A 12,729-nucleotide genomic window follows, 5' to 3' on the forward strand; every position below is an offset into this window, starting at 1 on the left:
AATAAGGCTCTATACAAGATTAAAATACTTAAAAATTATATTTTCCCTCCGGCTGCTTTATAGTATTCCAAAGCTTTCGGAAGGTCTTTATTGATATCTGATATTCTGGATTCAGGATTCGGGTGGGTAGAAAGGAATTCCGGCTGTCTGGATCCGGATGATGCGCCTTCCATTCTATTCCAGAAAGGGATGGCTTCTCTTGGATCATATCCGGCCATAGACATCAGGTAAAGCCCCATTTCGTCTGCTTCAGATTCCTGATTTCTTCCATATTTTAAGAGAGCGACCTGCGATCCGATCGGATATACTTTTTCAAAAATTCCCGCCCACTGTGAATTGGAAATGGTTCCTCCTAAAATAGATCCGCCATACTGGGCAACCATCGCTTGGGAAATTCTCTCATTTCCATGTCCTGCTAAAGCGTGTGAAACCTCATGCCCCATTACTACGGCAAGACCGTTGTCATTTTTCGTAACAGGAAGAATTCCTGTGTATACGGCTACTTTCCCACCTGGCATACACCATGCATTCAGTTCGTTGCTTTGAATAAGATTAAATTCCCAGTTGTAGTTCGCAAGATCTGCTGATCTACCAATGCTCTGGTAATATCTTTCTGCGGCATTTTTTATTCTGCTTCCCACACTCACTATTCTTTTGGCATCTGCAGTCCCTGATATAATTTTAGATTTAGACAATGTCGTCTTGTATTCCTGAGCAGACATTGTGAGTATTTCCGAATTATTTGCAATCTGTAATGAAGATCTGCCCGTAATTGGATTAGTAGTACAAGCTGCAGTTGACAGAGCAACTGCTCCTATTCCTAATAGATGTGTTAATTTCATAGTTCGCGTGTTAATAATTCAACATTTACAATTTTTGTTCCAAAATGGTTGAGAAGGGATATATTTGCATACATTTTGCTATTTAAAATTAACAATTATTACGGTTATGAAAAAGTATATTTCATTTATATTTATTTTTGGATTTCTTTTTTTCTTCCAGAGCTGTTCCTCACAGGCTGCCTTAGATTCCAAAACAGTAGATACGCTGGTAGATTCTGAGGAATTTACTTTTGTTGCCCAGCGAGCCAATCCTATGAATTATGATGTGATTAATGTGATGGGTTCCATTCAGAATGCACCTGCAGCCAGAATGCTTCAGCTGGATGGAAGCTACTCTATAGAGATTAAAAAGAATCATTTGGATGTGGCACTTCCTTACTTTGGAAGAATGTTCACTTCTTCTTACAACACGGCTGAAAACAGCTACCGGTTTACTTCAAAAGATTTTACGGTAACCAAATCCCAGAACAAAAAAGGGAACTGGACTTTAAAAATCAAGCCTAATGATACCACAAATGTGGATGAAATCAATATAGAAATCTTTAAAAATGGTAAAGCTTTCGTTTCTATGAGAAGCAACGACAGACAGCCTATCACCTACGACGGCTATATTTCTAAAAATCCGGAAACTCCAAAAGAAAAAGAAAAGCTTTAGTCTTCGGATAAAAATTTTTCAACAAATAATTTTGCTTCAGTGCTGGGATTGGAAACCATTTCTGAAGCATTTTTTTTGTGCTGCAGATAAGCTTCTTCCATGGAACTGCTTTTTTTCATCAGAGCCAGAATATATTCCTGAACCCAGTATTCAAAGCGCTTTTCTGCCTGATGGGTACGGACTTCGTTAAAACGTCCGCTTTTTATTTTCAGGCTGATGAACTCATCTATTTTAGTATAAATCTCTTCAAGGCCTTCATTAAAGAGCGCAGAACCTAATAACACCGGGATTTTCCAGCCTTTTTCCTTTGGTGGAATAAAATCCAGTGCCCTTTTCAGTTCCAGTCTTGTATTTTTGGCTTTCTGCAGATTATCCTGATCTACTTTATTGATGAAAACAAGATCTACCATTTCCATGATGCCCCGTTTAATGCCCTGCAGCTCGTCTCCGCCGCCAATGATCTTCAGGAATAAAAACACATCGGTAATATCGGCGACCAGTACCTCAGACTGCCCTACTCCCACTGTTTCGATTAAAATATAATCATATCCGGCAGCTTCACAGATCATCATGGTTTCAAAGGTGGTATTGGCAACCCCTCCAAGGAATCCTGAACTCGGGGAAGGACGGATAAAGGCGTTTTCTTCTTTGGCCAGTTCTTCCATTCTGGTTTTATCCCCCAGAATACTTCCTTTATTGATCGAAGAACTTGGGTCAATAGCCAGAACGGCTACTTTTTTGCCGTGGGAAATGACCAGCCTTCCGAAATTTTCAATGAAAGTTGACTTCCCGGCACCCGGAACTCCGGTAATTCCTACCCTGACAGATTTCCCCGTAAAAGGCATAATTTGTTTCAGAAGTTCCTCCGCCTGGATCCTGTGTTCCGCTTTTTTACTTTCAACTAATGTAATAGCTTTTGCGATCAGGCGTTTATTTCCAGACCGTATTCCTCCGATTAGTTCTTCTGTAGAAAATTTCATTGATTCAAAATTATAAAAATAACCTTCAAACTCCCATATAATAGGCCATTAATTTTATTTCTTCTAAATTAAAACTACAGGCCGTTTCATGAATGGGAGAGGGAAATTCCTACATTTGTTTTAAATCAAAAATTGAAGAAACATGAAAAGAATATCCGCTGCTGCGCTATTTACCTGCCTATTACTGGCCTCTTGTGCACCCAAAGCCTCTACAGCCGGACCGATAGGACCTGCCGTTTCCACTGCAGAACAGATAGCACAGGGAAAAACAATCTTTGAAAATTCCTGCGGAAGATGTCATAAACTACCGGATCCTGCAGCACACACTTCTGTACAATGGGTAGGAATCATGAATTCTATGGCACCCAAAGCAAAATTAACGGATGAGCAGCACCAGTGGGTTTACGATTATATTGTTTCTGTGAAAAAATAATCACCAAAATAAAAAATAAGGGTATGAAAAAAGTAATTTTAAGTATAGCAGCAGGTTCCGCATTCCTTGTATCGTGCGGACCTAAAAGTACAGCTGTAACAGGACCGAAGTATACCGCATCTGAGCAGCTGGTTCAGGGTAAAACAATTTTTGAGAATTCATGCTCCCGATGCCACAAACTTCCGGATCCTGCCAAACATGATGATCAGGGCTGGATCAAAACATTAAGCAGAATGGCCCCTAAAGCCAAACTCAGCGATGATCAGCATCAAATGGTGTATGATTACCTGATTTCTGTGAATAAAAAGTAGATTTTTGAGTTAGAGAGTGACAGAGTTGGAGGGAGATAGGGTTTGAGAGTTGGAGAGTTTTAGTGTTTGAGCGTATCAGTGTTTAAGCAATGTTATTCACTATTCACTATTCACAATAAATAAATTATAATTCTATCCCAAGTCCCGGTTTTCCCGACAGGATGATGTTTCCGTTTTTTACAAAATTTCCGGAGGCATAGTCGTTGGAAATAAGATTGGCGCCATCAAGATCTGCAAAATCGGTAAGCCCGGCCAATACGCAGCCGGCAGAGATGCCGACGGTAGATTCTGTCATGCAGCCAATCATGGTTTTATAGCCTAATTCTTTTGCTTTTCTGATCATTTCCAGAGCCGGAGTGAGCCCGCCGCATTTCATCAGTTTGATATTGACACTTTTATAATAAGGCAGCAGCTCTTCAAGAGAATTCAGGTTCTGGGCATCTTCATCTGCCATCCAGTTGGCAAAACCTTTTTTATTGAGTATTTTGTATGCTCCAACAGGTCTTGGCTGTTCCAGATAAGAAAACTGACTGCCCATCTCGTATTCCTGAAGCCAGAGACAATCCTGATCAGTAAAACTGGCATTGGAATCCAGTGCAATATCACGGTTTAACCTCAGCAGTTGTTCGATATTGTTTTTATCCAAACCTTTACATTTTACTTTGAATCTGTTCCAGCTGCTCTTTTCTATTTTCCTGATCTGCTCGTCAATATCCGCTACTGAAATGGTAATAGAACTTTCTGCCAGACTTTCAGAAGGAATCTGATTGAGTTCTGTAAAACTTTTGTTTTCCAGTTTTCCAAAAAGATCCCAATAGGCGCAATCCAGAGCTGATAACAAAAAAGGATGGAGATCCAGCGTGGAAAGAAAAAGGAAAAAATCTGCAGGATGAATGATCTTCTGCTTTTCAAGTAAAGGCTGTATTTCTTTTAATTTTATAATGAAACGCTTCAGATCAATGTGATAATAATCTATCGCAACACATTCGCCATAACCATGACGGTTTAAGTGAGATAATCTTACCAGCAATGCTTCTCTTTTGTCATAATTGCCATAGGAGATGGAGAAGGTTTCTTTTAACTTCAGTTCTTTTATTTCCCAATTTATCGTCATCATCTAGCTAATCCACTGATCTAATATTTCAACTTCAACCCATTGACCCTTGATTTTTTTATAGATGGCCGTATATCCGCTGCCACTTAAATAACCGCAAGAGATAGAATTCTGTACCATGCATATTGTTTTTTCTTTATTAAAAAAAGGTGCCGAGAACTTACGAAAACATTTATTTCCAAATTTTGCATGAAATTCAGCCCAAAAATCTTTTTTACCGTTTTCCGTTAATTGACGGAGGTGATGGAGGTCTTCCTCTGTAGCATACTGCAATTTCCTCTTGATTTTTGTGGTATCCAGTTTGAAATTAAGCGCTATTTTTTCCTGATTTTTGTAGTAAGCAGAATCTTTAATTGAAAAAACGGAATCATATTTTAGATTAGCCCCAAGAGGTCTGGGCTCATCATTATTTTCCTCTTCAAAAAGATAAACGGTCTGTAATGGAATGATCAATACATCCTTATTTTCCTGTAAAGAAATACTGTCTTTATCAATGAGTTGATTCAAAACTTCATATTTTAAATCTAAATCATCACCTCCCGCACTGGTTTTCAACCCCGTATTTGGGCTGTTTTCATTTTTCTTACATGAAATCATTAACAATAAGAACAAAAAAATGTAGTGTTTCATCTACTAAAGCTACGAAAAAAGGATCTTTTGAAAACATCAAAGCCGGAATTTCTTCCGGCCATGAGTTATTTCTTTTTTTTGGTTTTGGTTTTTGTTATCTTGCCTTTAATAAATTTTTTCCTGTTTTTCAAAAAATCTACCATAGCCTGATTGTAGCTGTATTTTTTTGCTTCTTTTAAAGGCCCGAATGCTTTTTTGTATTCCAGTCTGATCTCAAAAAGCAATGATTTTTGTATCAGGATCCTTGCGGTGTCAATTCCTTTGATTTTTAAAGCATAATTGATCAGCTTTTCAGCTTCATCAAGATCTTCATTATCCAGAAGACATTTAATGTAATATTGCGGGGTATTCAGATTGGCTACATTACACTGCATGGCTTCTTCAAAATATATTTTTGCTTTTTCGTAATCGGTCAGCATTTCGCTGTATATTCTTCCCATCAGGCAGAGGCTGTCTGCATCTTCGGGATCATAGGACAGGGCATAATTCAGTGCTTCCAGACAATCCGGAAGACTGTAAGGGTAATTGTCCAGTGCTTCGAAATAATATTTACTTTTAGTTAAGGTCATTTCTGTCGTTTTTGAGTTCTTTTTTCAGGATATTTCTCTGTTTTTTAAATGATTTATCCTGATGATTCTTTTTAAAATCTGTCCCGGAGAATGTACGGACCGGGCTTCCTCTCTGTACCTGCAGATGGTTATTCCACGTGTCCTGCATTCTTTTCTCAAGCTGTTTGATGTAAAGTCCGGTTACTTTTTCTTTCAGCCGCATCACCGCAAGCTTTTTATTTTCCAGCTGCGAACGTGAATCCTGTGCAAACACACTTTCGCCAGTCGGTAAATGAACGGCCCGGACTGCTGTATTTACTTTATTCACATTCTGCCCGCCGCTTCCCTGGCTTCTTGTCGTCTGAAACTGAATATCTTTTTCACTGAAATTGATTTTCTCCAATCCTTCCAGCTCGAAAACACCGATAAACCAGTTGCTTCTTTTATGCAGCTTCCTGAACGTACTTTTCCCGGTCCAGCAGATGCTTCCTAGCCATGTTTTTAAAAATCCATCCAGCTCTTTTGCCTTTAAAAGTATCGTTACCGACTTCAAAGTCAGATTTTCATCCCCATTTTCGCGGTGAATGATTTCGTAATCTATTCTATGATCTTTAATTTCCTCAAGGAAGACCTTCAGTACCTTCGCAGTCACCCACTGGCATTCTAAAGGTCCTCTTCCTGAAGTTATTTGTATGAGTTTTTCCATTTTTTAATTTACTTTTGGAATTTCACTTAATTTCGGATGTCCCACGGGATCAATTCCTTTCTGCAGGAGATCTTTGGCAGCCATTACCGCCCAGCATTTATCACTGGAATGAATATTTCTGTAAAATGTCAGTAAAAGCTCCGGCTTCACCACTGTAAAACCATTAATTTCAATAGTTTCCAGATCATTTCTTTCAAAAAAATCTATAGTGATCCGGTGAGATTTTCCGTTTTCCAGCTCTGCTGTTTTCTCATATCTGCGGAAGTTTTCTTCGCTCTGAAGATGGTCATAACGAGTCCATACTTTCTGAAAACCTTCCTGCTGAAGAATCATCACGGCTTCTGCTGCATTTTCTTTCTTTACAAAAACATCAATATCCTTGTGGTCATGGGCGTGTTTGTATTCTGTATGACCGGTTTCGGACATAAAATGCCATGCCCAGCCCCCTGAGATAATGACTTTATCTTTTAATTGATTTAAAATTTCAAGTCCGTGCAGGATTCTAAACTCCGGCCAGACTTCTCCGTATCTTTTTATATTATGAGGTGCTCCCATTTTTTTGTTTTTTGTTGATTAATACTGATAAGAATCTATATTAACATCGTTATTTATAAAACCTTATAGGTTCTTTGAAACCTATAAGGTTTGAGCCGCAGGTTTATCACTGAAAGCCGGATTGCTTCAACTGACAACTATCAAACCTGCAACTGAGTTATTTATCCATTCTCACAATTCTGGGCTGGAATGTTCCAAGAATATCTACCAGTTCACTCTGAGCATTCATCACATCATGAATGTCTTTGTAAGCCATCGGTGCTTCTTCTGTATTTCCACCCATTAAGGTGACTTTCTTCAGCTTCAGCTCTTTTTTGATGTCATTCTGAGTGAAAAGGCTTCTGCATTCCCCTCTTGAATGGGCTCTTCCTGCTCCATGCGATGCTGAATTCAGCGATTCGGGATTTCCTTTTCCACGAACGATAAAACCTTTTGCCGTCATAGAACCGGGAATCATTCCCAGCTCGTTTTTATGGGCTGGTGTGGCACCTTTTCTGTGAACAATCACTTCTTTCCCATTGTGAATTTCCTTCCATGCGAAATTGTGGTGATTCTCAATTCTGGCTTTCACTCTTCCACCCACTGCTTTTACCAATCTTCTGTGGATATCATCATGGCAGGCAGATGCGTAGTCTCCCGCAAGGTTCATCGCTGTCCAGTATTCCAGACCGAGATGGGTATTCAGATCCAGCCAGGCAAACTGCTGGGCTTCTTTTGGAAGCGGGCACTGCTCTGCAGCTACTCTTGAATAATACTGGGCAATCTCAGCTCCTAATCCACGGGAACCGCTGTGAGACAGTATTCCCAGGTATTTTCCTTTTGAAAGCCCGATCTGGTCATCCTCTTCTGTGATTTCCACTTCTCCGAATTCCACAAAGTGGTTTCCGCCGCCGGAAGAGCCCATCTGTTTAATGGCTTTTCCTTTTAATCTTCTCAAAACCGGGATCATACCGAAAGTATCTCTCTCAAAGATTTCATGATCTATATGAGATTTATGCGTTTCATACATCCCGAATTTGGTGTGTTCGGCAAGGACTTTTTCATATTTATCCCTTGCTCCGTCCAGATAAGAAACCGGGATATCCAGAATACTGAGGCTCATTCTGCAGCCAATATCCATGCCTACTCCGTAAGGGATCACTGCGTTTTCTACCGCAAGAACACCGCCTATCGGAAGTCCGTAACCGCTGTGTGCATCGGGCATTAAAGCTCCCTGCGTAGAAACCGGCAGTTTTAAAGCCGTGTACAGCTGGTTTTTGGCTTCTTCAGAAATGTTGGTTCCAAAAATCTGAAATGAGGCCCGCTGGGTATTGAGCATTCTTTTTTCTGTTTTTCTGGACGAAAGCAGGGATTCTGCAATCTGCCCGAAAGTCAGGTCTTTTTCAAAGGTCTCCGGATTCAGGAGGATTTCTTTTAAGATAGATTTTACATGGTGAATATTCTTCGTTGCAAAATTTCTTTTCATGACCTCCAAAGCCACATTGACACTTTGATTATTCGGATATCCGAGTTTTAATATATCTTTTCCTTTTAGTTTTAAATTTCCCATTGTTTTTGCTTTAAATAATTGGACCTATTCGTCCTCAAAATAAGCTGCAAGCTCTGTTGCAGACATCGTGCAGTTCGCATATTTCCTGCTTTTGATAAGATGAGTTTCATCATCCTTTAATTTCCATGGATTTGATTTACCATTGATTGTTTTCTGAATAATCCCGGACACTTTATAGCGGCTTAAATAGGATTCCAGCTCATCATATTCCTTTTCCAGTTCGGAATCCAGGGGTTTATAATGGGTAATCATGTTAGGTCTTACTCTGAGGGTAAATCTCCAGGGTTCGATGAATTCGTAGTAGATATCATTCCTTTTCCGGAACGGATTGTATTCTTCCTTTTTCAGAAAATATTGTCTTTCTCTGGATGTAAATCCCAATTTAGGATCGTTCCAGCCAAAGGAAGAAATCCGCTTCAGCTTTTGTTCTCTTTCCACATATATCTTCCGTCCGAACTTCCTCTTTTTTTTCAGGTAGTGCCGGCTTTGGGAATACATGAACGTGTTGATTTTGTTCAAAATTCCTTCGAAGAAATCTCCGTCTTTGGATCTTTTCACATCATCCCGGAGAACAAAAAATCTTACAAACCCTCTTTGATAAGGGTTTTCCAGAGGAACCCACGGAATATTTCTTCTGATATTCCACAGTTCTTTACTACGTGTATACTTTTTTCTTATCTGCTTTTCTACATGTTTTCTGCCTGTTCTTTTTCTGCTTCTGAGGCTTCTTAAACCATAGAGCAGCGCATTATTATTTTCCATGAATGAAGACACAAGATGTCAGATACAAGATCCAGGACTATGAATCTGTTTACATCTTTTCTTATTCAACTAAAATATAAGTTGATTGATTTACGATATGGAACAGCATGAAAGAATGACCATTATGATCTTTTCATCTGCTCTTTAAAAACACTAAAAAATTTCGGGGAAACTGGAGTTTGTATTATTGCGCAATAAAAAACCCGAAATCTTTACGACTTCGGGTTTTGATATTTCGTTGTACTATTATTCTAAGAGTATACCAAACCACGAAGCCTTACCACCATAAGCGGTACTCCAGCTAAAGAATTTTGTTTCAATTTGAACATTGCTTCGTTGTTTTTTAAATGGGTTAAACTTGATTTTCAGGTGCAAATATAATATTTTTTCTGAATATCAAAATATTTTTTTATTTCAAATGGATCAGGCTGAGAAAAATACCGTCTATCACTTGGGTCATTCTCGGGAGATCCAGCGTTTCTAAAGTGTCGGTGGGCTCATGATAATTTTTGTTTCTAAAAAATGACGTATCGGTGATCATCAGGGCAGAATATCCAAGTTTCCAATAGTTAAGATGATCTGAAAAATCTGTTCCTGTGACGAATTTCGGTGCGGTAAAAGTTTCTGTTTTAATCTGGTTGGCTTCTTTAAAATTTGTGGTGAAATTATTAACAAAATTTCCGGCACTGAACTTTTTAACCAGTGTAATGAAGTCTCCTTTATTGCCATACACCCAGGACAGCATGCCCAGCGGATAGCTTTGTGAGTTTTTTTCATCTTTAAAATATCCGATCATTTCCACACTTGCCATTCCGTAGACCTCAACATGATTGTCTTTCAGAGATTTGGCATGGATATAACTTCCCATATTTTCAGTTCGGAAGTACGGCGGCTCTTCGAGTGTATACGCCACAAGATCTATCCTGTAGTTCAGCTTCTGACGTTTAAGCATTCTTGCCAGCTCCAGCAAGGCTGTAACTCCCGTAGCATTGTCATCTGCTCCCTGCTGGTCTCCGCAAACGTCATAATGCGCTCCGATGATGATTCTTTTTTTATGCTCTGTCCCGAATGATGTAATGACATTTTTATAGATCTTTCCATCAACAGGATATTCCTGAAAGGCTGTACTGTCGCCATATTTACTGAAATTCTGACGGATGTATTCAGCCACAGTGTTCAGCTGGTCAATATTTTTATGGTTTCTGAACTCCGGAGTTTGTGTAAGAGCCGTAAGATGGCTTTTAACCAAATTAATATCAGCCGGAACCGGAGATTTCTGGACAGGCTTATCTTTACAATCTGCCGCAAAACAAAACACGGCTATAAAAATCAAGCCTGCAACAATAATGATCTTACTGGCTGCAGGCTTTATTAGGTTGTTAAAATTCATCTCACGGTTTGTTTTATGTTTGGAATTCCTGAAATTAATACTTTTCCGCCAAACCTTAATGAGACTGTAAGTTTTTATTTAATTTTCCAGAAATCTTTCCAGAATTTCCACGGCACATTTGGGAAGATTGGTTCCGGGACCGAAGATAAAATCGGCTCCGTTTGCATAAAGGAATTCATAATCCTGTTGTGGGATAACTCCTCCTACCACGATGGTGACGTCGTCTGCACCCAGTTTCTTCAATTCTTCCACGACTTGTGGAACCAGCGTTTTATGTCCTGCTGCAAGGGAAGAAACCCCAAGGATGTGGATGTCATTTTCTACGGCCTGTTTGGCGACTTCTTCAGGAGTCTGGAACAATGGTGCCACATCGACATCAAATCCCATATCTGCGAAAGCAGTGGCTACTACTTTTGCGCCTCTGTCGTGGCCGTCCTGGCCCATTTTAGCAACCATCAATCTTGGACGGCGTCCTTCTTCTTCTTCAAATTTCTGAGTCAGATGAAGGGCTTTTTCAAAATATTCGTTTTTCCCTGCATTCATAGCATATACTCCGGATATTGTTCTGATATTCGCTTTATATCTTCCAAAAGTTTCTTCCATGGCATCACTCATTTCGCCAAGGGTTACTCTTCTTCTCGCCGCTTCAATGCATAAAGCAAGAAGGTTTCCGTTTCCTGTTTTTGCACTTTCACGGATGTCGTTCAGGATTTCTGTTACGGCTTCCGGATTTCTTTCAGCTTTTATTTTTTCGAGTCTTTCGATCTGCTTTCTTCTAACTTCCGTATTGTCGATATCCAGAATCTCAATCCCGTCCTGTTTCAGGGTTGTTCTGAATGAATTTACACCAATGATAAATTCTTCGCCGCTGTCTATTTTAGCCTGTTTTTTGGCGGCAGCTTCTTCGATCCTCATTTTTGGAATTCCGGCTTCGATCGCTTTCGTCATTCCTCCTTCCTGCTCTACCTCATCGATGTATTTCATGGCTTCTTCAATCATCTGCTGGGTAAGGCTTTCCACAAGATTGCTTCCGCCCATAGCATCTACCACGTCACAGATTCCGCTTTCCTGCTGAAGGATAATCTGGGTATTTCTCGCAATTTTCGCTGAATAGTCAGTAGGAAGGGCGATGGCCTCATCCAGTGCGTTGGTATGCAGCGACTGGGTTCCGCCTAAAGCTGAAGAAAGAGCTTCAATAGCGGTTCTTGTAATATTATTGAAAGGTTCCTGTTCTGTAAGGGACCAGCCTGAGGTTTGGGAATGGGTTCTTAATGCCAGAGATTTCTGATTCTGCGGATTGAACTGCTGCAAAAGAGTAGCCCAGATGTATCTTGCGGCACGCATCTTTGCAATTTCCATAAAGTGGTTCATTCCGATGGCCCAGAAGAATGAAAGTCTTGGAGCAAAATCGTCCACATTCATCCCTGCTTTTATCCCTGTTCTTACGTATTCCAGACCGTCTGCAAGGGTATAGGCCATTTCCAGTACGGGAGTGGCTCCTGCTTCCTGCATATGGTATCCGGAGATAGAAATAGAGTTGAATTTTGGTATGTTTTGGGCAGTATATTCAAAAATATCTGCAATAATTTTCATGGAAGGTGCGGGCGGATAAATGTAGGTATTTCTTACCATGAATTCTTTGAGAATATCATTCTGAATGGTTCCTGAAAGCAATTCCTGCTTTACACCCTGCTCTTCTGCGGCAACGATGTAGAAAGACAAAATAGGAAGTACCGCTCCGTTCATGGTCATCGACACGGAAATCTGGTCTAATGGAATTTCATTGAAAAGAATCTTCATGTCTTCCACGGAATCGATGGCTACTCCGGCTTTTCCCACGTCTCCAACCACTCTTGAGTGGTCTGAATCATATCCGCGGTGTGTAGCCAGATCGAAGGCTACGGAAAGTCCTTTTTGTCCTGCTGCAAGGTTTCTCCTGTAGAATGCATTGGATTCTTCTGCTGTGGAAAACCCCGCATACTGTCTGATCGTCCACGGCTTCTGCACGTACATGGTGGAATACGGGCCTCTGAGGTAAGGAGCAATTCCTGGAGAAGTCTGCGTTAAAGGTTCATTTTTAACATCTTTTGGGGTGTAAGATGATTTTAACTCTAAACCGTCTTTTTCAAAATTATAGATTTCTCTTTCCAGAGGTTCCATATTAAAATCCGGCTTTTTCACAGAAATTGTCTTTCGCATTCCAATAATTTTTGTCTGCGTAAAGTTAATTTTTTTGAACGAAACATGAAACTTA

At 39.9% G+C, this 12,729-nt stretch carries 14 protein-coding genes; 3 read left to right on the top strand and 11 right to left on the bottom strand.

Features of this window, described 5'->3' with window-relative positions; all coding sequences use genetic code 11:
* Positions 1 to 35: 35 nt before the first annotated feature.
* Positions 36 to 842, bottom strand: coding sequence for a M48 family metallopeptidase (locus JET18_RS11050; protein ID WP_202091056.1), 807 nt, complete (start codon positions 840 to 842; stop codon positions 36 to 38).
* Positions 843 to 948: 106 nt separating this feature from the next.
* On the opposite strand from JET18_RS11050, the gene JET18_RS11055 reads away from it, so the two are divergent.
* Positions 949 to 1,497 carry a DUF4251 domain-containing protein gene (locus tag JET18_RS11055; protein WP_202091058.1) on the top strand — a complete coding sequence of 183 codons (549 nt, stop codon included), beginning with the start codon at positions 949 to 951 and terminating at the stop codon, positions 1,495 to 1,497.
* On the opposite strand, the gene meaB is transcribed toward JET18_RS11055, so the two are convergent.
* Entirely contained in the window at positions 1,494 to 2,477 is a 984-nt protein-coding gene (gene meaB, locus JET18_RS11060; protein ID WP_202091060.1) for a methylmalonyl Co-A mutase-associated GTPase MeaB, read from the bottom strand. The two genes, JET18_RS11055 and meaB, sit on opposite strands and share 4 nt — an antisense overlap.
* A 142-nt stretch (positions 2,478 to 2,619) precedes the next feature.
* Between meaB and JET18_RS11065 the strand changes: the two genes are divergently transcribed.
* Complete coding sequence (locus JET18_RS11065; RefSeq protein ID WP_202091062.1) at positions 2,620 to 2,910, top strand: c-type cytochrome; 291 nt, start codon at positions 2,620 to 2,622, stop codon at positions 2,908 to 2,910.
* Between the two features lie 23 nt (positions 2,911 to 2,933).
* Positions 2,934 to 3,221 carry a cytochrome C gene (locus JET18_RS11070; protein ID WP_202091064.1) on the top strand — a complete coding sequence of 96 codons (288 nt, stop codon included), beginning with the start codon at positions 2,934 to 2,936 and terminating at the stop codon, positions 3,219 to 3,221.
* A gap of 124 nt (positions 3,222 to 3,345) precedes the next feature.
* Here the strand turns inward: JET18_RS11070 and JET18_RS11075 are convergent, their stop codons facing one another.
* The 9 genes from JET18_RS11075 to scpA form a co-directional block, all read right to left on the bottom strand.
* The gene (locus JET18_RS11075) at positions 3,346 to 4,338 is read right to left on the bottom strand and encodes an enolase C-terminal domain-like protein (RefSeq protein ID WP_228728538.1); all 993 of its coding nucleotides are present in this window, start codon (positions 4,336 to 4,338) and stop codon (positions 3,346 to 3,348) included.
* Complete coding sequence (locus tag JET18_RS11080) at positions 4,339 to 4,842, bottom strand: hypothetical protein (protein ID WP_202091066.1); 504 nt, start codon at positions 4,840 to 4,842, stop codon at positions 4,339 to 4,341. It abuts the gene before it with no gap.
* 188 nt (positions 4,843 to 5,030) lie between these two features.
* A complete protein-coding gene (locus JET18_RS11085) occupies positions 5,031 to 5,534 on the bottom strand; it encodes a tetratricopeptide repeat protein (protein ID WP_202091068.1) in 504 nt (167 codons plus the stop codon).
* Complete coding sequence (gene prfH / locus JET18_RS11090) at positions 5,521 to 6,219, bottom strand: peptide chain release factor H (RefSeq protein WP_202091069.1); 699 nt, start codon at positions 6,217 to 6,219, stop codon at positions 5,521 to 5,523. Before prfH ends, JET18_RS11085 begins: the two co-directional genes overlap by 14 nt.
* 3 nt (positions 6,220 to 6,222) lie before the next feature.
* Entirely contained in the window at positions 6,223 to 6,774 is a 552-nt protein-coding gene (locus JET18_RS11095; RefSeq protein ID WP_202091070.1) for a nucleotidyltransferase family protein, read from the bottom strand.
* Between the two features lie 157 nt (positions 6,775 to 6,931).
* Complete coding sequence (locus JET18_RS11100; protein ID WP_202091071.1) at positions 6,932 to 8,323, bottom strand: RtcB family protein; 1,392 nt, start codon at positions 8,321 to 8,323, stop codon at positions 6,932 to 6,934.
* Positions 8,324 to 8,347: 24 nt separating this feature from the next.
* The gene (locus tag JET18_RS11105; protein ID WP_202091072.1) at positions 8,348 to 9,085 is read right to left on the bottom strand and encodes a hypothetical protein; all 738 of its coding nucleotides are present in this window, start codon (positions 9,083 to 9,085) and stop codon (positions 8,348 to 8,350) included.
* A gap of 409 nt (positions 9,086 to 9,494) precedes the next feature.
* On the bottom strand, positions 9,495 to 10,475 hold the full coding sequence (locus JET18_RS11110; RefSeq protein WP_202091073.1) for a M28 family peptidase: 981 nt from the start codon (positions 10,473 to 10,475) through the stop codon (positions 9,495 to 9,497).
* Between the two features lie 78 nt (positions 10,476 to 10,553).
* Positions 10,554 to 12,674, bottom strand: a complete 2,121-nt coding sequence (scpA, locus tag JET18_RS11115) for a methylmalonyl-CoA mutase (protein WP_202091075.1) — start codon at positions 12,672 to 12,674, stop codon at positions 10,554 to 10,556.
* Between the last annotated feature and the right edge of the window lie 55 nt (positions 12,675 to 12,729).

This window comes from Chryseobacterium endalhagicum (assembly GCF_016745235.1).
Lineage (GTDB): Bacteria > Bacteroidota > Bacteroidia > Flavobacteriales > Weeksellaceae > Chryseobacterium > Chryseobacterium endalhagicum.